Here is a 20,473-nt window from a genome sequence, read left to right on the forward strand (position 1 = left end):
TCACGCTGGACGGGGGTGTCCGGGGGATGGCGATGCGCGGGAGAGGGCGGGCGGCGGCGGTGTGCGCCCTGTCGGCGCTGCTCGCCGCCCTGCTGACGGGGTGCCAGGGGCCGGGCGGTACGCGGGGCCCGGTCGCGCGGGACGACGGCCGGCCCGGCGCGGCGCCGAGCTCCGGCGTGCCGGTCGGCTACGGCGCCGAGTTCCTGGGCGTCGACGAGTGCAGCTCCTTCGGCACCACCAGCTTCACCGAGGTGCCCTGCTCCGGCGAGCGGGCGGCGGCCCGGGTCGTGGCCCGCCACGACGGCACGGTGGCCGACGGCCCGGCGTGCCCGGCGACCACCGACTTCGTGCTGCACATCAGCGAACAGGCCGCCGCCTTTGACGAGGACGGCGACGGCACGGTCCCGCAGGGCTACGCCTGCATGCGCAATCTGGAACCGCCGCATCCCGGCGACCCGGGCGGCGGGGGCGGACCGCACACCATCGTCGGCGACTGCGTCTACGGTTCCGGCACCGGCCAGGTGCGCGAGACGGCCTGCGACGGCTCGGGGGCGAGGAAGCCCCAGTACAAGGTGGTGAAGGCCGTGGACGCCCGGGTCGAATGCCCCGCGTCCACGGCCCTCTACGTCCGGCTCGGCGGCACCGACCCGGTGGGCTGCGCCCGCCCGGTGTGACCGCCCGGCCGCGCTACGGACGCAGCGCGGGCTCCCGCTCCACGTCCCGGACGTCCAGCTTCGCGTCGAACCCGGCCAGCGGTTTCGCCGCCGCCGCGTCCGCCCGCACGGCGGGGGACGCGACACCGGCCCACGTGAGGATCCGGGCGGTGGCGAGCGCCTTCTGGTCGGCGGTCAGGCCGGCCACGTTCGCGCCGTGGTTCAGACCGGGCGCCGTGAAGACGTACGCGTCCTTCGCGCCCTTGCCGACCCGGAAGCGCTCGGCGCCCCACGGGTCGTTCTGGCCGTAGACGAACAGCATGTGCCGCGCGTGGTGCGCCACCCAGCTGTCCACGTCACGCATCGCGCCCCGGTCGAACCGCATCGGGATGTCGCGCGGGACGAAGTTCCGCGGCGGCTGGTAGCCGTAGCGGACGTACTTCCGCTCGATGGCCGGGAAGTGGATCGTCGGCGCGCCCAGCTGGGTGCCCGCCTGGTAGTAGTACGGCGTGTACGGCTCCAGGCCCTGGTCGGTGTAGAAGGAGAAGCCGGAGATCGTGTCGACGGAGTTCCAGATCTCGTCGTCGGTCGCGGTGGCCGCGTGCGCCGGGATCGTGTCGCAGTCGGACAGCAGGCTGTACTGCCAGAAGCCCCAGACGTAGTCGAGCACGACCGCCTCGTAGGCCCGGTCCAGGCTGCCGACGGTGGTGAAGGTGTAGCCGTTCTCGGCGGCGTACGCCTCGTACTTCCGCTCCAGCGGCTCGCGGCGCACCAGCGCCTCGCGCTGCACCGCGTTCAGCCGGTCGCGGCACTCCTTGGTGCCGACCGAGGCGAAGAAGCGGTCGTAGGCGGCGTCCTCGTCGTTCACGACGTCGTTGGGGGCGACGTAGGCGACCACGCCGTCCATGTCGTGGGGGTAGAAGCGCTCGAAGTAGGTCGCGGTCATACCGCCCTTGGAGCCGCCGGTGGCGATCCAGTTCCTGGTGTAGATCTTCTTCAGCGCCTTGAAGATGCGGTGCTGGTCGCTCGCGGCCTGCCAGATGTCGAGCTTGGACCAGTGGGCCGGGTCGGGCCGGGACGGCGTGAAGAAGCGGTACTCCATGGAGACCTGGTTGCCGTCCACGATCTGGGTCGGCTCACGGCGGCTCGGAGTGGTGGAGACGTTGTAGCCGCCGGTGTAGAAGACCGTCGGGCGGCTGACGTCCTTGTGCAGCACGGTGATCCGCTGCTGGAACGTGCCCTTGGACGGGTGCCGGTGGTCGACCGGCTGGGTGTAGTTGAGGACGAAGTAGCGGTAGCCGGCGTACGGCTTCTCCTCGATCAGGCTCATGCCCGGTACGGAGAGCAGCCGCTCCTTGATGTCGGTCGTTCCGGTGGCCTCCGGCACGGCGGCGGTGGCCGCCCCGGCCGTGCTCAACGTGCCTATGAGCACCGTGAGCGCCAGCAGCCATCTGAGCGCCTTGCGCATGCACCCTCCCTGTGAAACGGATGTGCGCCGGAAGCTATCCCAGCAACACCCTTCACACCAGAGGGGGTTGAGACTCGGCGAGTCGGCGCGTCGGTCACGTCAGCACAGGATCCAGCCCGTGCTGACCGTCCCCCGCCCCACCGCGCCCTTGATCCGGACACAGCGGTGCCCGGCGTGCACGGTCACCGGGCCGGCCCGCAGCGCGTACCGCCCGCTGTCGACGACCGGCCGGGTGCCGCGCGCCTGCACACTGACGGACATCGCGGTTCTGCGGCCGGGGTGCTCGGGGAGGGTGACGGCGCAGACGTAGCCGTCGCGTTTGTAGAGGTGGACGGCGCCGGTGGAGAAGGAGACGGTCTTCACCTTCCGCCCGGCGCACTGCGCGGGAGCCGCGTCGGCGCTGCCCGGCGCCGCGAGCGCGAGCAGTCCGGACGCGGCCAGCACGGTCATGCCGAGTGCCAGCCGCCGGCGTATCGCACCACTGTCCACGGTCGTCCCTCCTGTCACACGTCCATCACCGTACTGGTGTACGGACGCAGGACAGGTGTACGACGGTTGCGTGCGCCCCGCCTCGGGGCCCCGCGGCACTCCCGCGCCGGGCCCCGCCACGCCGTCGCGTCGGCCCCGCTACACCGTCGGGACGGGTTCGCCCACGAAGGTCCGCCACAGCCGCGCGTACTGGCCGTCCAGGGCGAGCAGTTCCTCGTGCGTGCCGTCCTCGGCGACCCGGCCGTGGGCCATCAGCACGACCCGGTCGGCGCGCGCGGCGGTGGTCAGCCGGTGGGCGACCACGAGCGTCGTACGGCGGCCCGCGAGCCGCTGCGTGGCCTGGTTGACCTGCGCCTCGGTGGCCAGGTCCAGGGCGGCCGTCGCCTCGTCCAGGAGCAGGACGTCGGGGTCGACCAGCTCCGCGCGCGCCAGTGCGATCAACTGCCGTTGCCCGGCGGAGAGGTTGCGGCCGCGCTCGGCGACCTCGTGCAGATAGCCGCCGTCCAGCGTGGCGATCATCTCGTGCGCGCCGACCGCGCGGGCCGCCGCCTCCACCTGCGCGTCGGTGGCGTCGGGGCGGCCGTAGGCGATGGCGTCCCGCACGGTGCCCTGGAAGAGGTAGGCCTCCTGCGGGACCACACCGAGACGATGGCGGTACGAGGTGAGGTCGAGCGTCCGCAGATCCGTGCCGTCGACCGTCACCCGGCCGGCGGTCGGGTCGTAGAACCGGGCCACCAGCTTGACCAGGGTCGACTTGCCGGCCCCCGTCTCGCCGACGAAGGCGACGGTCTGGCCGGCGGGGATCTTCAGATCGATGCCGGTGAGCGCCGCCTCGTCGTCGCCGTACGCGAAGCTCACGTCCTCGAAGGCGATCTCGCCGCGCAGGGAGCGCACCGCGAGCGGCTCGTCTGCCGACTTCGTGGACGTGGGCTCCCGCAGCAGTTCCTGGATACGGCCGAGGGACACGGTCGCCTGCTGGTAGCCGTCGAACACCTGGGAGAGCTGCTGCACGGGGGCGAAGAACAGGTCGATGTAGAGGAGGTAGGCGACCAGGGCGCCCGTGGTGAGGGTGGCCGCGTCGACCCGGCTCGCGCCCGCCATCAGCACCGCGGCCGCGGCCACCGACGACAGGAACTGCACGAAGGGGAAGTACAGGGAGATCAGCCACTGGCCCCGGATCCGGGCGCGCCGGTAGCTGTCGCTGCGCTGCGCGAACCGCCGTCCGCCGTCCCGCTCGCGCCGGAAGGCCTGCACGATGCGCAGCCCGGACACCGACTCCTGGAGGTCGGCGTTGACCGACGAGACGCGCTCGCGGGCCAGTTCGTACGCCTTCACGCTCGCCCGGCGGAAGAAGTAGGTGGCGACGACCAGCGGGGGCAGCGTCGCGAGGACGACGAGCGCCAGCTGCACGTCGATGACCAGCAGGACGCCCATGATGCCGAAGAAGGTGACGACCGAGACGAAGGCGGTGACCAGGCCGGTCTGGAGGAACGTGGACAGCGCGTCGACGTCGGTCGTCATCCGCGTCATGATCCGCCCGGTCAGCTCCCGCTCGTAGTAGTCGAGCCCCAGCCGCTGGAGCTGGGCGAAGATCTTCAGGCGCAGGGAGTACAGCACGCGCTCGCCGGTGCGTCCCGTCATCCGGGTCTCGCCGACCTGCGCCGCCCACTGCACGAACACCGCGACCAGGCCGAACAGCGCGGCCGCCCAGACCGCGCCGAGCGCCATCCGGCTCACGCCCTGGTCGATGCCGTGCCGGATCAGGACGGGCAGCAGCAGACCCACTCCGGCGTCCACGGCGACGAGCGCCAGGCTGATCAGCAGGGGCCGTCCGAAGCCCCTCAGCAGGTGCCTGAGGCCGTACGACTCCTCCGGGCGCACCGCGCCGGCCTCGTCGATGTCCGGGGTGTCGGCCGCCGCGGGCAGTGCCGCGACCTGCGCGAGGAGTTCGGCGCCGGCGGGCATGCCGGCCAGGGCGTTGTCCTTCGGCTCACGGTCACCGGTCCACAGGCGGGGGGTCAGCCCGCGTTCGGCGTCGAACTCGGCGTCCAGTTCGTCGCGGACCGAGGTGTCCTGCCGCGGCTCGGCGGACGGGGTGTGGCCCGGGGAGACCCCGCCCAGCTCGTCCGGGTCGGTGAGCAGGCGGCGGTAGAGGTCCGAGCGCTCCTGGAGCTCCTCGTGGGTGCCGAGGTCGGCGAGCCGGCCGCCGTCGAGGACGGCGATGCGGTCGGCGAGGTTGAGGGTGGAGCGGCGGTGCGCGATGAGCAGGGTGGTGCGGCCCCGCATGACCTGCTTGAGCGCGTCGTGGATCTCGTGCTCCACGCGGGCGTCCACCGCGGAGGTGGCGTCGTCGAGGACGAGCAGGCGCGGATCGGTGAGGATCGCGCGGGCGAGCGCGACCCGCTGGCGCTGGCCGCCGGAGAGGGTGAGGCCGTGCTCGCCGACCTTGGTGCCGTAGCCCTCGGGCAGCTCCGCGATGAACCGGTCCGCCTGGGCGGCGCGGGCGGCGGCCTCGACCTGTTCGTCGCTCGCGTCGGGGCGGCCGTAGGCGATGTTGGCGCGCACGGTGTCGGAGAAGAGGAAGGAGTCCTCGGGGACCAGGCCGATCGCGGCGCGCAGCGAGTCGAGGGTCAGTTCGCGGACGTCGTGGCCGCCGATCAGGACGGCGCCGTGGGTGACGTCGTAGAAGCGCGGCAGGAGCAGGGAGAGGGTGGACTTGCCGGAGCCGGAGGAGCCGACGACGGCGAGGGTCTCGCCGGCCCGGATCTCGAAGGAGAGTCCCTCCAGTACCGGGCCGGTGCTGCCGGGGGCCTGGTCGTAGCCGAAGGCGACGTCGTCGAACTCGACGGTCGCGGGCGCGTCGGCGGGCAGGTCCTTGGTGCCGTCCTTGAAGGTCGGCTCGGTGTCGATGAGCTCCAGGACGCGTTCGGTGCTCGCGCGGGCCTGCTGCCCGACGGTGAGCACCACGGCCAGCATGCGGACCGGGCCGACGAGCTGGGCGAGGTAGGTGGAGAAGGCGACGAAGGTGCCCAGGGTGATGTGGCCGCCGACGGCGAGCCAGCCGCCGAGCGCCAGCATCGCGACCTGGCCGAGGGCCGGCACGGCCTGGAGCGCCGGGGTGTACGTGGAGTTCAGCCGGACGGTGCGCAGCCGCCCCGCGAAGAGCCGGCGGCCGACCTCGCGCAGCTTGCCGGTCTCCTGCTCCTCCTGCCCGAAGCCCTTCACCACGCGTACGCCGCTGACGGCGCCGTCGACCACGCCCGCGACGGCGGCGGCCTGGGCCTGGGCGTACCAGGTGGAGGGATGCAGCCTGGTGCGGCTGCGGCGGGCGATCCAGGCGAGCGCGGGGGCCACCGCGAGGGCGACCAGGGTCAGCGGCAGGGACAGCCAGGCCATGATCACGAGGGAGATCACGAAGAGCAGGAGGTTGCCGATGGTCATCGGCAGCATGAAGAGCAGACCCTGGATCAGCTGGAGGTCGCTGGTGGCCCGGCCGATCACCTGCCCGGTGGACAGCTCGTCCTGGCGGCGGCCGTCGAGCCGGGTGATCGTGTCGTACATCTCCGTCCGCAGGTCGTGCTGGACGTCGAGCGCGAGACGTCCGCCGTAGTAGCGGCGGACGTAGGTGAGGACGTAGACGAGGGCGGCCGCGCCGATCAGGGCACCGGCCCAGGGGGTCATGGAGCGGCTGTGGCCGGTGATCACATCGTCGATGATCACCTTGGTGACCAGCGGGACCAGCGCGGTGACGGCCATGCCGCCCAGGGCGGAGCCGAGAGCCAGGACGACGTCTCGCGGGTGGCGCCAGGCATAGCCCGCGAGTCTCCGCGCCCAGCCCTGTTTCTCCCCCTGCTGCGCTGCCACGCCGGTGCCTTCCGTTCGTCCTGGTCTACCGGAAGGCACCAACGCGCAACGAAGCGGATTTCATCCCTCCGCAACATTCGGGCGAAGCAAGGTCAGATACGGACGCGCAGTCGGTAGAAGCGGGTCGTCTGGACCGCGTTCTGGTTGTCGTCGCTGACCAGCAGGACGTCGAGGCGGCACCGGGACCGGCCGGTGATCACCATGCCCTCGATGTTGTCGAGGAGCGGGTTCGGCTGCGGCTGCTTGGCGGTCGCGCCCAGTGACGGGCAGGTCACGAGGTCGGTGAGCAGGGTCTTCGTGATCAGCCGTACGCCGCTCCGGCCGGTGACGTTCTCGACGCGGCCGGTGTCCGTGGCGCGGCGCGGGTCGGCCAGGTAGAGGCGGACCGTGTTGCCGACGCCGGCGGTGAAGCCGCGCTCCAGCACCAGGAGGCGGCCGTCGGGGGTCGCCTGCACCTCGGGGACGCCGAGGCCGGTGTCGGTGCGGTAGGCGTACTGGGCGCCGAGCCGGAAGTGGTCGCCCTTCGTCCGCTGCCAGGTCTGGAAGCGGACGATGCCGGCGTCGTCACCGGCGAGCGGGTACTCCATCGACGCCAGCAGGGTGCGGCCGCCGGGGAACAGGGTCAGCCCCTCGAAGGTGCCGTTGGGGACGGCGCGGCCGGCCGGGGCGACCTGGAGCGGGGCGGGCACCGGGAGGCGGTCGAGGATCGTGCCGTCGGCCCGGTAGCGGCGCACGGACGGCTCGGTCTCCGAGGTGACCAGACGGGTGTGGTCACGGTCGACGACCAGGCCTTCGGAGTCGAGCGCCGCGCCGTTCTCGTCGGCGAGCGCGCTCACGTCCGTCGGCCGGAGCGTGCGCGCGTCCAGGGTGAACAGCGCGGAGCGGTCGGAGAGCGCGGCGAGTCGGCCGGAGCGGTCCACGGCGAGCGCGGAGAAGTTGCCGACGAAGATGCCGTCGTACGTCGTCTTGTCGAGCGCGTCGGAGAAGCGGTCGAGGGTGACGGACGGCGAACAGGCCTGGGTTTCCCGGGCGACGGCCGGGCCGGCGGCGGACACCGAGGTGACCGCCGCCAGACAGGCGGTGAGGGTGGCGAGTACGGTTCGCAGACGCATGGACGTCACCGTAGGACGGCTCGGTGACTCCCGGTGGGCCGCACCGTGAAGGATCCGCCGTCTCAGGACATGAGGTCCCGGTGCACGACCTTCGCGACGCCCTGGATGGTCGTGATGCCGTAGTTCATCGTGCTGTTGCCGTGGGTCAGCACGGTCAGCGTGTAGTCGTGACCGCGCCCCTTGAACGTGCCGACGCTGTGCACCCGCCAGCCCTGCGTGGCGCGCTGCAGCCAGCCGTTCTTGACGTGCACGGAGACACCGGACGGCACACCGTAGGGCGTGCCCCAGCGCTGGGAGGAGACGACCTTCCCCATCAGCTTCTGGATGTAGTCCCGTGAACTGTCGCTGAGCACCGTGTTCTTGGCGGTGACGAGATCGAGCAGCTTCTGCTCGTCGGTGACCGTGATCTGGGTCAGACCCCAGTAGCCGTTCGCGCCCGGCTTCGTCTGGGTCATCTTGGCGGCGCTCAGGAAGCCCTTGATCTTCGTCAGGCCCAGCTGCTTCCAGAGCTTGCTGGTCGCGGCGTTGTCCGACTTGGTGATCATGGCGGTGGCGAGCGAGTTCTCGGTGCTCGTCAGATAGCGGTTGTGCTTCTTCGCGTCCCACAGCAGCGTGGCCAGGACGGTGACCTTGACGACGCTGGCCGAGTCGTAGGCGCTGGTGGCCCGCAGCGTGCAGGTGGTCTTGGTGGTGCGGTCGTAGAGGCCGACGGCGACGGTGCCCTTGCGGGTGGCGAGCGCGGCCGTGATGTCCTTCTTGAGCTTGGCGGCCAGGGCCGCCTTCGACGACGTGCAGCTGACGGTCGGCGTCGCGGCGGTGGCGGGCGCGGCGGCGGCCACGCCCGTCATGAGCACCCCGGCCGTGAGGCCGCCCGCGACCAGTCTGGCGCGTCTGGATATCCCCTGAGTCATGTCCTTTTGACTCATGAGTTCGACCGAATGGTTGTACGGACTGTTGCGGCGATTGTGTGTCGATCGCGACAGCGGCCACGCACGCCGGGAGCCTCCGAGTCCCGTCCGCCGGACCTCGGAGGCTCCTCGGCCACTACGTGACGGCGCCGGGGGTCACTTCACTACGGCGCCGAAGCGGACGCCGACCGCGGGAAGGCTTCCGGTGCCGGGGGCGTACGTGGTGACCGCGCCCACCGTGCCACCGGTCACGTTGGACCAGGGCAGCACGTGGACCGCGCCGTACGCCGACGGGCCGTAGGGCATACCCACGTACAGGTTCGTACCGGTCGCGGCGATGCTGATGCCGACCTGCTGGTTCGCCGCCGGGGTCCCCCCGGCAGACCCGAGGCGCCCGCCTGGACCCAGTAGTCGGAGTCACCGGGAGCGCCCAGCAGGGCGAAGGTCTCGATCGCGCCGGCCTTGGCCGCCGTGCCGAGCGCCTCGCCCGGAACGCCGACCGCGAGCTTCATCGTCGCGGCGGTGCTCGCCGCGCGCGGCGCGGTGTTCATGACCGCCACCCGCTCGCCGAAGCGGTCGCCCACCTCGGCCCCGCCGGTCACACCGTCGACCTCCTGGTGGATGTCGCCGATCTGGCCGACCACACCCGCCGCCGTGATCCGCAAGGTCACCACACGTCCCGCGTCCGCCTTGTCGACCTCGCCCACGGTCAGCGACTCACCCGGCGAGCCCACCGCCAGGATCGAGTCGGTGGTGGCGCCGGCGCCCGCCGGGCGGTACTCCGTCATCGACAGCGACCTGCCGAACTCGTCGTCCGCCTCTGCCGAACCGGTGATCCCGTCGGTGTCCTGGTCGATGCCCGCGAGCGGGGTCGGAATGCCTTCGGCGTTCAGCTTGTGGTCGAAGACCGCCACTCCGCCCGACGCCGCGAGTGTGCCGATCGCCTCGCCCGGGACGCCGACCGCGACGTGGTTGGCGTCGCCCGCGACCGAGGTGCCGAAGCCGTCACCCGCCTCCGCCGTACCCGGCACATCCGTCTTGTCCTGGTGGATGACGACATTGGTGGTGCCGTGCGCGTAGAACGCCGAGCCCGCCTTGGCCAGCGTGCCGAGCGACTCGCCCGGCACACCGATCAGCAGCCAGGGCTCGCCCGCCGCGGTGGCACCCGCGGCAAGGGAGTAGCCCATGAGGTCGCCGGTTTCGGGGGTCGACGTGAAGATCGCGCCCGTACCGTAACCCTGCTCCAGGTGCAACGCGGCGGGACCGGTGCCGAAACCGCCGCTCCCGCCGTACAGCACGTCCACGAAACCGGCGTCGACCACGCTGCCGACGTCCTCGTTCGGCGTGCCGACGACCAGGTCGGTGTAGCCGTCCTGGTTGTAGTCGACCGCGGCCATGGCCACGCCGAAGCCGTCACCGTTCTCCGCGCCACCCGGCACCCAGTCCAGGTCCTGGGTGATCTCGGCGGTGCCCTTGCCCCCGCCGTACACGACCCGTACCAGACCGGCCTTGGTGTGGGTGCCGACGGTCGCTTCCGGGTCGGCGACCGCGATGTCCTCGATGCCGTCGCCGTTGAAGTCGTTCACCCGGGTGGCGTTGACCTTGGAGGTGATCCAGGAGCCGAGGTCGTCGACGCGGGTGGCGACGGCGCCGGTGCGGGTCTCGGTGGCGTCGATGCCGTAGCAACCACCCTGCCAGGAGCGGCTGTTGATCGCGACGAGCTGCGGCTGGCCGCCGGTGACGCGGATCTCGGGGCCGCCGGTGTCGCCGGCGCAGACCGACACGCCGTCCTTGCCCGTCACGGTGGCGGTGGTGGCGTCGGCGGCGTCCACCGAGAAGGCGCCGGTGTGCACGGCGAGGGGGGCCCACTCGTCCTTGGTGCGGCCGTAGCCGGCGACGCGCAGTTCCTCGCCGGCGGCCGGCGCGGTGGTGGCCACAACGATGGGGGTGACACCGGTCGCCGGGCCGGAGAGGCGGGCCAGCACCAGGTCACGGTCAGTGCGCGGGACCAGCTCGACCACGCTGCGGACCGCACCGGCGGTCCCGGTCAGGTCGGTGCGGCCGACGGTGGCGGTGGTGGCGAGCTTCGGCGCGCCGGCGGGCGCGGTCAGCCCGGCGGCGGGGTTGTCGACGAAGCAACTGGCGGCGGTGAGCACCCATTGGGGATCGACGAGGACTCCGGAACAGCCACGGGTGCCGTTGCCGATGTCCAGGCGGGCGGTGTAACCGTAGGTGGTCTCGGCGGCGGCGACGGCGGGGCCGGTGACGGCCCGCGCGGGCGCGGCGCACAGCGCGAGCGGCGCGGCGATCAGGGCCGCGGCCATGAGGGCGCGGCGAACGGGTCTTATGTGCTGGGTGACCATGACGTCCTTGAGATGAGAAGACGGAAGCGAGAAACGGGGAACGGGCCGCCCAACCCGGCAACCATGCGTGGGCCGGCCAGACTTGAACCATGGCGGTCGGCAACATGTGCGCCGGGGGGTGTCACTCGGCGTCCAACCGGACAACTCCGTTTCTTGGAAGCGTGCCTGCCAGACAGACACTTGTGCCTGTCAGCCGACTACTTGGAGGTCCTGATCTCCACGAGCATGAACTCGCGTCCCTGCTCGTCCGCGCTCTCGCCCACGGCCGTCCAGGTGTTCTTGGTGATGTCGTAGGACTTCTCCTCGTCACCCACGGTCATGTCCACCTGCGTCTCGTAGTCGTTGCCCCTCACCACGTAGACGGCGGGGATCTCCAGCGTCAGCCAGCCCGAGTTGCCGACCGTCTTGAAGCAGATCGTCTTCGACTGCCGCCGGGCCATGACCTGAAGGAGGCCGGTGCCACTGGCACAGTCGGCCAGGGTGATGTGACCGTCACCGCGCTTGAGGACGATGCCCTGCTCCGCCAGGATCCTGTCGGCCTGCGGATAGTCGAAATCCTCCACCGCGTAGCCGGGCGCCTCGCCCGCCACGTTGACCACCGGACCGTCGGTCTCCGCCTGGAGGCCGGACGCCAGCACGGCCCATGCCAGGCCCCCGGCCGCCAGCACGCCCAGTGCGCGCGCCACGAGCCTCTTCCGCAGCGGCTTCGCCGCAGGAGTGGTGCATTCCTTCATCGCAGTCCTAAATTCGCTTTCCTCCGGCCGAATGTCCGCCATCCGGCCCCGTGTACAGACATGAAGGCTCCGCAATTCAATAAGGGCTCCCAACCCCCGTCGGGAATAAGGGAGAACAGCCTCACCACCTTCCTCACCGACAGCCAGTACGACTCGCGCCTGGAGGACACCCGCGTCCAGGTCAGCGCCATGCTGTTCAACGCTGGCCCTGAGGTACAGAAGTACGCGAGCCGTGCGCTCGACGGCGCCGCGACCGATGTGGAGTGGTTCATCGAGACCGGCCAGCACATCGCGCGGGCCCGTGACCAGGAGTCGGCGACCATCGAGGAGTTGGTGGCCCTCGTCGAGCGCGAGGGTAAGCGCGCCGAGAGCGAGACCAACCTGGCCGTGGAGGCCTCGGCCCGTGCCGAGACCGCCGCCGGGAAGGCCAAGGAAGCCGCCGAGAAGGCCGCTGCCGAGGCGACCGCCGCCCAGAACGACGTGCAGAAGTCGGGGGCGGCGGCCCGGAAGGCGGCGAGCGCGGCGAAGGGCGCGGCGGACGCCGCACGCGACGCCATCAATGCCTCCAATGCCGCGGTGAGTGCCTCCCGCCGCGCCTCCTGGGCGGCCACCGGCGCCGCTCTCAGGCCGCCTCGAAGGCGGGCAGCGCCGCTGCCGCTGCCTACAAGGCCGCGATCGCCGCCTCCAAGGACGCGAGCAAGACGGAGACGGCCAAGAACGCCGCGGTCGCCGCCAGGAACGCGGCGGCCAAGGCCCGGAGCGCCGCCAAGGCCGCCGACAAGGCCGCCGACAAGGCCGCCGACAAGGCCGCCATCGCCGGCGACGCGTCCGCGTCCGCCGGCCGGTCCGCCGCGTCCGCCGCGTCCGCCGCGTCCGCCGCACGCAACGCGGCCGCCGCGGCTACGGCCTCCGCCCAAGCAGCCGTCTCCGCCGGTGTCGCCCAGGCGGAGGCCGACGAAGCCAAGCGTCAGGCCGCGATCGCCACCGCTGCCGCCAACCGTGCCACCAACGCGGCTTCCACCGCTCAGGCCCTGGCCGGCACCGCCGCCACCGCGGCCCGCACCGCCCGCGACGCCGCCAACTCCGCCGCCGGCTGCTCCATCACCGCCCCCGGCAACTACTCCTACGAGCGTTTCAGTTACTGCGTGACCGGGGTGAACGTCCTCTACCTCCTGCGCGACAGCAACGGCGCGGAGCTCGGGCGCGGCACCCTGGCGATCTCCACCAGCGCGTCACTGCCCGCGAGCGGCACGACGTGGAGCGAGCTGGTCACCGTGACGATGACCTCCGCTCAGGGCGAGGTCACCGCCCTCAACGCCAAGTTCCGCGCCGCCTGCGGAACCGGCTGCACGGCGACGAAGACCGCGCCCTGGTACAACAGCGACTTTGTCCTGGGGCAATCCCGCGAGGGCACCGTCACGTACTCCTCGGCCCCGGCGGCGGGGGCAGTCGCGGAGTTCCTCACGTCGTACAAGATGTACGTGACCTCCCCGGGCGCCACTGCCATTGACCCGAACGCCTCGTGGGACAACCCGCGCAAGATCCGCTGCGACAACGCGGTCGGGGGCACCTCGACGACGGGCTGTGTCATCCCCTCGATCATGCCCGTCGTGCCGATGAGCGCGCAGGCATCCGACGCCGGCGGCGCCGTGGCCGCCTATGCGTGGGCGCAGCAGAACCTCGACGGCGGCTGGGGGAAGAAGGGCAAGCCGCTGACCCGGTCGACGAGCGGCGTGGCCAACCGCACCGCCAGCACGTGCGGCGGCTTCACGCCCGATACGGAGATCGTCGAGAACGACTCCTGCGGTGACTTCCCCTTCGGCGAGGCGAAGGAAGGCGGCGCCGCCGGCGCGCAGTGCGTCGAGGTGATCCCCAATCTCGGCAACGGCGAATGGGACACCTACGTCCTGAACGACGCCCGTGACCTGGACCGCACCTCACCCTGCGTGCAGGCCCATGTCACGCCCGCCGAGAAGCAGTACGCCGACAACCAGCTCGCCGACGGCTTCAAGAACCAGCGGGTGATCGACGCCGACCAGTTCGAGCTGACATTCTCGTTGCCGGACACCGGCCCGCAGGCCAGCTGCTTGAACGACCGCGCGCCCTTCAACTCGCTTCCCAACGGCGACGGCTGGTTCTTGAACACCAAGGAGGCGGTTCCTCTCATCAACAAGAGTGCGCCGGCGGACGGGTCCGGATACAGGCCGACCCGGGCGCAGGCATGCGGGGGGCTGAATGTCAAGGAGGGGACCGATACCAGCAATCCCGTCACTGGCATGAAGGACGCCGTGGAGTACGCGAAGACGAACAACCTCGCCTACGACCAGTCCCGGTGTCATCTCATCCCGAAGGTCCTCGGCGGAAAGGGCACGAGCAAGCGCACTCGGTTCAACCTCGTCCCTTGCTGGCAGGTCGGGATGAACACGGGCACGCCCAGCATGCGGACGTACGAGAAAATGGGGGAGGACCTGGTCAAGGGCAACGATCCCAATCGGGTGCTCGGAACGAACGACGCGATCTTCTACCAGGTGACACCCGTCTACAACGACGCGACCAGCACCATTCCGGTGGGCGTCACGATGAGCGCTTACATCGAACGGGCTAACGGGACGACCGAGGATCTGTTCCCCAACGTCTACGTCACCAACACCTATGGAAACACCGGGTTGTATAACCTCGGCAACTGATCCCACTCAGTAAGCGCCAACGGGAGCCGGCATGAGTTTCACCACCCCACCGCGGCCCTTCGACATCACCGCGCTCTTCCCTCAGCTGGCCCCGCTGGCGCGCTCGACGACCCGGCTGCACCCGCAGCCCGGGGCGCCGACCGTGCACGACAGCTCCGTCGGCGGGCCGCTCCTGTGGCCCGCCGACGAGCCGTGGCCGTACTGCGACGAGCCGCACGACAGCCGCGCGGCACCGGTGGTCCACTCCCCCGACGACGTCCGGCTCCTGCGCCACGACCGCGCCGCAGCGGCCGAGCGGCGGCGCCTCGACCCCGAGGCACCCCAGTGGACTCCCGAGGAACGGGTGACCTGGGAGCGGCTCGCGGACCGTCCGTGGTTCGACGGCCCGATCCCCCTCCTCCCCGTCGCCCAGCTCTACGCTCGCGACGTCTCCTTCCCGCGCCCGCCCGACGCGGACCTCCTCCAGGTCCTCTGGTGCCCCTTCGACCACGAGATGGCCCACCCCCGGACAGCCCTCTTCTGGCGCTCCTCCGCCACCGTCACCAACGTTCTCGACGCGCCGCCCGAGCCGCCCATCGTCCAGCGGGACTGCTACCTCCCGGAGCCGTGCCTGCTCTCGCCGGAGCAGGTCACCGAGTACCCCCACCCCTCGGAGCTGGACACGGAACTTCAGGACCAGCTGGACGACATGAGCCGCTGGGAGACGATCGACCCCGCGCGGTACAACACGTACGCGGACGACCCGGGCGAGCTCTACCTGAACAACCTCTCCACCGCCCCCGGCTGGAAGACCGGCGGCTGGACCCGCTGGAGCCTCACCGACCCCAAGCCCCGCCCCTGCCCCGAGTGCGGCACCGAACAGGTGCCGCTCCTCACCATCGCCTCCTGGGAATGGGACGGCGGCAGCGAGACCTGGATCGCGGGGGAGGAACCGATGAACCCGGCCCCGCCTCCCCTGGGCGCCAAGAACGGCAACTTCACCTTGATCGACATCCTCGGCGGCTACAGCCTCCAGCTCCACGTGTGCCCGAAGTCCCCGGACCATCCCCACATCGAACTGGTCCAGTGAGCAGGCCCGGCGCTCGAGTGCCCGGGACGCCGACCAGCACGATGACCGTGGGAGTCATGGGAGCGCCGAAGCCGGGTCGTTCAGCCGCGGTCACCGATCTCGGCCTGTCCGTGCCGAAGGGCGGCACGAGAATGAGCCGGTGGACGCGATCCTCCACCGCCTGCGCGCCGAGTCGGACCCGACGTCCCGTCCGGCGTCGAATGCGGAGTCGAACGGGCCGATCGGACAAGTGACTTAGACGCTCCGTCGGCCGGGTCCGTCCGGTGCGAGACGACCGAAACGGCCCCAAGGCCCGCCGCCCGTAGGCCCACAGAGCATGTCAACTCGCGTAGACACGTGCCGGATTGCCGATTTCGCTCATGCGATGGTCATGCTCAGTTCATTTACATGACCGCATGTCCATGTCACGCTCCCGGGTGCCGCCTCCATTCAACCCGCGTAGATCGGACTCCCCACATGCTGGCGACACGGATACGCCGCTGGAAGTCAGTGGCGCTCACCACCGCAGCCGTCCTGGTCGGCCTCGCCGCTCCGGCGTTCACCGCGACCCCCGCCGCGGCGACCACGACGGCCTACGACTCGACGTACTACAAGAACGCGGTCGGCAAGACCGGTACGAGCCTGAAGTCCGCGCTGCACACGATCATCAGCAGCCAGAGCAAGATCTCGTACTCCGCGGTCTGGAACGCGCTCAAGGCCACCGACCAGGACCCGAACAACACCAACAACGTGATCCTGCTGTACAGCGGCGTCTCGCGCAGCAAGTCCCTCAACGGCGGCGACGTCGGCGACTGGAACCGCGAGCACACCTGGGCCAAGTCCCACGGCGACTTCGGCGAGGTGACCGGTCCCGGCACGGACCTGCACCACCTGCGCCCCGCCGACGTCCAGGTCAACAGCATCCGCGGCAACCTCGACTTCGACAACGGCGGCAGCACGGTCACCAACGGCGGCGGCAGCCTCGTCGACTCCGACTCCTTCCAGCCGCGCGCGGCGGACCGGGGTGACGTGGCCCGCATGATCCTCTACATGGCGGTCCGCTACGACGGCGGCGACGGCTTCGCCGACCTGGAGCCCAACGAGAAGGTCAACAACGGCAGCAACCCCTACATGGGCAAGCTGTCCATCCTCAAGGCGTGGAACGAGGCGGACCCGCCGAGCGCCTTCGAGGAGCGGCGCAACCAGGTCATCTACGACACCTACCAGCACAACCGCAACCCGTTCATCGACCACCCTGAGTGGGTCGAGGCGATCTGGTAGGTCCGGTCCGGTAGGCCCGTCCTACTACTTCCCCCACACCAGTGAAGTCGATCTTGGACTCGGGCGTGTCATCGCCCCGGGACAGGAGCATGGAGGCATCCCGGCAGGTCCGGGGTGCCTCAACTCCCTTTCCTGGAGAACCTCATGAAGCTTCGTTCCTGGTCCCTGGCCGCCGCCCTCGCGCTGACCGCCCTGGCGCTCCCCGCGCAGAGCGCCTCCGCACAGGCCGCGCCCCCCTCCTGTCCCGACGGCTCGGTGTGTTTCTGGAGCGGGGAGGGCTTCGGCGGCGACTACTGGGAGTGGACGTCCCGCAGCGGTTACCGCGACATGCCTCCCAGCCTGCACGACCATGTCGGTTCCGCCGTCGCGAGCACCCGCGCCTGCTTCGTCAACTGGTCCCCGGTCGAGAAGCGGGACGTCTTCAACGGCGACTGGCGCTCGCGCTATCTCGGCGACTTCGGCGGCCGGATCGACGGGGTCGGCCCGGGCGCCTGCTGAGGCCTACCGCACGTCGGCGCCGCCTCCGGGAGCGCCGTACCAGCGCCACCGCGTGAGCCGCGCGTGTCCCGGGATCTCGCCGCGGCCGGTGGCCCACAACAGGGTGGGCCACCGGTCGGTGCCGGCCGGCGCGTCGGGGAAGAGTCGGGCCAGGACCCGGTCGCAGAGAGCGGCGTCCGGAGCCCACTCGACCCCGAGCCCCGTGGCCACGTCGTGCAGGTGCACCAGCGTCTCGACCACCCCCATGGCGGCGAAGCCCTCCGGGTCGGAGGCGCCGAAGACGTGATGGGACCTGACGGACGGCGGTGTCGTGCGCACCATCGCCGCCAGCAGCGCCCCACTGGCCTCCAGCACCTGCACCAGCCCGGCCGGCCCCGCGGCACGGTCCGCGAAGACGACGTTCGCCGGGCCCCCGGGCCGCGCCCGCCGCCAGACGAAGGGCACCTCCCGGTCCGACGGCGGCTTCTCGGGGCCGAGTTGGGCGGCGTAGGAGAACAGGTCGTCGGCGAGATGCTCGACGGTCTCCCAGCAGTTCCACTCCAGGGAGCCCGCCTGGGCGTCCCAGTCGGCCGCCTCCGCCGAGCGCAGGACGCTCGCCGCCAGCCGCACGGCGCTGGTCACGTCGGCCGCGGTGACCGGTTCAGGTGTTCGACGCGCTTCAGACATGCCGGGACCGTATCAACGGCCGCCGAAGGCCTCGTCTCAGCCCAGGTGGGTGGGCGCGAACATCCGCAGCAGGGCGGGAAGTACGACCACCGAGGGGCCGGGGGCGGCGAGCGCCGCGGCCAGGTCCTTCTCCAGGGTCTCGGGGGTCGTACGGGTCCCCGGCACCCCGAAGGACTCCGCCAGCGCCACGTAGTCCGGACGGCTCAGCTCGGTCGCCGTCGCCTGCCCGAAGGCGTCGGTCATGTACTCGCGCAGGATGCCGTAGCCGCCGTCGTCGACGATCAGCCAGGTGACGTTCAGGTCGTACTGCCGGGCCGTCGCCAGCTCGGCGATCGAGTACAGGGCGCCGCCGTCGCCCGACACCGCGAGCACCGGGCGGGTCGGGTCGGCGGCGGCCGCGCCGAGGGCGGCCGGGAAGCCGTAGCCGAGGCCGCCGGCCCCCTGCGCGGAGTGCATGGCGTTGGGCGCCTTCGCGTCGAAGGCCGACCACGCCCAGTAGGCGAGGATCGTCATGTCCCAGAAGGACGGGGAGTCGGCCGGCAGGGCCCGGCGGACCGCTCCCAGCACCTGCTGTTCCAGGGCGAGTTCCTGGCCGTCGATCCGCTCGGCGACCTCCGCCAGCAGGGTGCGGACCCGCTCCCGCGCGGTGTCGTCGGCCCGCTCCGTCACCGTCTCCAGCAGCGCCTGCAACGCCATCCGCGCGTCCGCGTGGATGCCGAGCGCGGGGTGGTTGGCCTCCAGCTTGCCGAGGTCCGCCTCGATCTGGATCACCCGGCCGCGCGGCTTGAACGTGTGGTAGTTGGAGGAGAGTTCACCCAGACCCGAGCCCACCACGAGCAGGACGTCCGCGTCCTCCAGGAGGTCCGTGGTGTACCGGTCCTCCAGCCAGGACTGGAGCGAGAGCGGATGGTTCCAGGGGAAGGCGCCCTTGCCGCCGAAGGTGGTGACCACGGGGGCGTCCAGCTTCTCGGCCAGCTGCCTCAGCTTGCCGGAGGCGTCCGCCCGGACCACTCCCCCGCCCGCGATGATCGCCGGGCGGGCGGCACGCGAGAGCAGGTCGGCCGCCACGGCGGTCAGTTCGGGGCGCGGCAGCAGCTCGTCGGGGGTCGCGTCGACCGCCGTCACCACCGGCAGGGACGTCTCCGCCAGCAGCACGTCCTGCGGGATCTCCACCCACACCGGGCCGTGCGGGGCGGTGAGCGCCGACTTCCAGGCCGCCGCGATCGCCGACGGGATCTGCGACGGGGCGCGGACCGTGTGCACCGACTTGACGACGCCCCGGAACGAGGCGGCCTGGTCCGGGAGTTCGTGCAGATAGCCGTGCCGGCCGCCGCCCAGGCCCGCGGTGGGGATCTGACTGCTGATCGCCAGCACGGGGGCGGAGGCCGCGGCCGCCTCCTGGAGCGCGGCGAGCGAGGTCAGCGCTCCGGGGCCGGTGGACAGCAGCAGGGGCGCCGCCTCACCGGTGACCCGGCCGTACGCGTCCGCCGCGAACCCGGCGTTGTTCTCCACCCTCAGGCCGATGTACCGCAGGTCCGAGCGGCGCAGCGCGTCGAACATGCCGAGGGCGTGCTGGCCGGGCAGACCGAACACGGTCGTCGCGCCGAGTCCGGCCAGGGTCTCCACGACCAGGTCTCCGCCGTTGCGGCCGGGGGGAGGGTTCAGCGCGGCCTCCGTCTGGGCGGGCGTGGGACGGAGTTCCAGGTCGTGGTCGTGAGTCACTTCGCGCGAGCCTCGGCAATCTGACGGGACATGATCGTGGTCAGTTCGTACGCCGTGTGGGACGCCGCCACCGACGTGATCTCGGCGTGATCGTACGCGGGCGCGACCTCGACGACGTCCGCCGAGACCAGGTGGCAGCCGGCCAGGCCGCGCAGGATCTCCAGCAGTTCGCGGGAGGTCATGCCGCCCGCCTCGGGGGTGCCGGTGCCGGGCGCGTGGGCCGGGTCGAGGCAGTCGATGTCGATGGAGATGTACAGCGGGCGGTCGCCGATGCGCTGGCGCAGCTGGTCGGCGACCTCGTCCGCGCCCCGGCGGTAGACGTCCGCCGAGGTGACGATGCCGAAGCCCATCTTCTGGTCGTCGGTGAGGTCCTGCTTGCCGTAGAGCGGGCCGCGGGTGCCGACGTGGGAGAGCGCCTCGGTGTCGAGGATGCCCTCCTCCACCGCGCGGCGGAACGGGGTGCCGTGGGTGTACTCGGCGCCGAAGTACGTGTCCCAGGTGTCCAGGTGCGCGTCGAAGTGCAGCAGCGCGACGGGGCCGTGCTTCTTGGCCACGGAGCGCAGCAGGGGCAGCGCGATGGTGTGGTCGCCGCCGAGGGTCATGAGGCGGGCTCCCGTGCCGAGCAGTTCGTCGGCGGCCGCCTCGACGGTGTCCACGGCCTCGTTGATGTTGAACGGGTTCACGGCTATGTCACCGGCGTCGGCGACCTGGGCGAGCGCGAACGGAGAGGCGTCCTGCGCCGGGTTGTAGGGGCGCAGGAGCCGGCTCGCCTCGCGGATGGCGTTGCCGCCGAAACGGGCGCCGGGGCGGTACGAGACGCCCGAGTCGAACGGCACGCCCACGACGGCGACGTCGGCGGTGCCGACCTCGTCGAGACGGGGCAGCCGGGCGAAGGTCGCGGGGCCGGCGTACCGCGGGACGCGGGAGGAGTCGATGGGCCCGCGGGGCGTCTCGCTGCTGCTCATGGAACTGCCTTCTTT

At 71.4% G+C, this 20,473-nt stretch carries 13 protein-coding genes and 2 pseudogenes; 5 read left to right on the forward strand and 10 right to left on the reverse strand.

Annotated elements, in window-relative coordinates; all coding sequences use genetic code 11:
• Positions 1 to 32 precede the first annotated feature (32 nt).
• Positions 33 to 674, forward strand: coding sequence for a hypothetical protein (locus ACWCQK_RS08955; RefSeq protein ID WP_451153924.1), 642 nt, complete (start codon positions 33 to 35; stop codon positions 672 to 674).
• Positions 675 to 687: 13 nt separating this feature from the next.
• Here ACWCQK_RS08955 and ACWCQK_RS08960 read toward each other — a convergent pair whose 3' ends face one another.
• From ACWCQK_RS08960 to ACWCQK_RS08990, 7 genes and pseudogenes are all read right to left on the reverse strand, one after another.
• Positions 688 to 2,121: a S28 family serine protease gene (locus ACWCQK_RS08960; RefSeq protein WP_451153433.1), complete on the reverse strand. Its 1,434-nt coding sequence runs from the start codon at positions 2,119 to 2,121 to the stop codon at positions 688 to 690.
• A gap of 99 nt (positions 2,122 to 2,220) precedes the next feature.
• Entirely contained in the window at positions 2,221 to 2,610 is a 390-nt protein-coding gene (locus ACWCQK_RS08965; protein ID WP_451153435.1) for a hypothetical protein, read from the reverse strand.
• Between the two features lie 138 nt (positions 2,611 to 2,748).
• Entirely contained in the window at positions 2,749 to 6,474 is a 3,726-nt protein-coding gene (locus ACWCQK_RS08970; protein ID WP_451153437.1) for an ABC transporter ATP-binding protein, read from the reverse strand.
• Positions 6,475 to 6,566: 92 nt separating this feature from the next.
• Positions 6,567 to 7,586 (reverse strand): esterase-like activity of phytase family protein, encoded by a 1,020-nt coding sequence (locus ACWCQK_RS08975; protein WP_451153439.1) that lies wholly within the window; start codon positions 7,584 to 7,586, stop codon positions 6,567 to 6,569.
• A 62-nt stretch (positions 7,587 to 7,648) separates the two neighbouring features.
• Positions 7,649 to 8,497 (reverse strand): serine hydrolase, encoded by an 849-nt coding sequence (locus tag ACWCQK_RS08980; protein WP_451153441.1) that lies wholly within the window; start codon positions 8,495 to 8,497, stop codon positions 7,649 to 7,651.
• 153 nt (positions 8,498 to 8,650) lie between these two features.
• Positions 8,651 to 10,857 (reverse strand): annotated as a pseudogene (locus ACWCQK_RS08985) (trypsin-like serine protease).
• Positions 10,858 to 11,054: 197 nt separating this feature from the next.
• The gene (locus tag ACWCQK_RS08990) at positions 11,055 to 11,591 is read right to left on the reverse strand and encodes a hypothetical protein (RefSeq protein ID WP_451153443.1); all 537 of its coding nucleotides are present in this window, start codon (positions 11,589 to 11,591) and stop codon (positions 11,055 to 11,057) included.
• A 117-nt stretch (positions 11,592 to 11,708) separates the two neighbouring features.
• Here ACWCQK_RS08990 and ACWCQK_RS08995 point away from each other — a divergent pair.
• From ACWCQK_RS08995 to ACWCQK_RS09010, 4 genes and pseudogenes are all read left to right on the forward strand, one after another.
• A pseudogene (locus ACWCQK_RS08995) lies at positions 11,709 to 14,278 on the forward strand (DNA/RNA non-specific endonuclease); the annotation flags it as partial.
• A gap of 31 nt (positions 14,279 to 14,309) precedes the next feature.
• On the forward strand, positions 14,310 to 15,347 hold the full coding sequence (locus ACWCQK_RS09000) for a hypothetical protein (RefSeq protein ID WP_451153445.1): 1,038 nt from the start codon (positions 14,310 to 14,312) through the stop codon (positions 15,345 to 15,347).
• Positions 15,348 to 15,803: 456 nt separating this feature from the next.
• Positions 15,804 to 16,607, forward strand: coding sequence for an endonuclease I family protein (locus tag ACWCQK_RS09005; protein ID WP_451153447.1), 804 nt, complete (start codon positions 15,804 to 15,806; stop codon positions 16,605 to 16,607).
• A gap of 144 nt (positions 16,608 to 16,751) precedes the next feature.
• A complete protein-coding gene (locus ACWCQK_RS09010; protein ID WP_451153449.1) occupies positions 16,752 to 17,105 on the forward strand; it encodes a peptidase inhibitor family I36 protein in 354 nt (117 codons plus the stop codon).
• 3 nt (positions 17,106 to 17,108) lie between these two features.
• On the opposite strand, the gene ACWCQK_RS09015 is transcribed toward ACWCQK_RS09010, so the two are convergent.
• From ACWCQK_RS09015 to speB, 3 genes are read right to left on the reverse strand one after another with little or no spacing between them, the layout of a single operon-like run.
• Complete coding sequence (locus tag ACWCQK_RS09015; RefSeq protein WP_451153451.1) at positions 17,109 to 17,771, reverse strand: hypothetical protein; 663 nt, start codon at positions 17,769 to 17,771, stop codon at positions 17,109 to 17,111.
• Positions 17,772 to 17,807: 36 nt separating this feature from the next.
• A complete protein-coding gene (locus ACWCQK_RS09020) occupies positions 17,808 to 19,493 on the reverse strand; it encodes a thiamine pyrophosphate-binding protein (RefSeq protein ID WP_451153453.1) in 1,686 nt (561 codons plus the stop codon).
• The gene (gene speB, locus ACWCQK_RS09025) at positions 19,490 to 20,458 is read right to left on the reverse strand and encodes an agmatinase (protein ID WP_451153455.1); all 969 of its coding nucleotides are present in this window, start codon (positions 20,456 to 20,458) and stop codon (positions 19,490 to 19,492) included. Before speB ends, ACWCQK_RS09020 begins: the two co-directional genes overlap by 4 nt.
• Positions 20,459 to 20,473: the final 15 nt, after the last annotated feature.

The organism is Streptomyces sp. NPDC002306 (genome assembly GCF_053593435.1).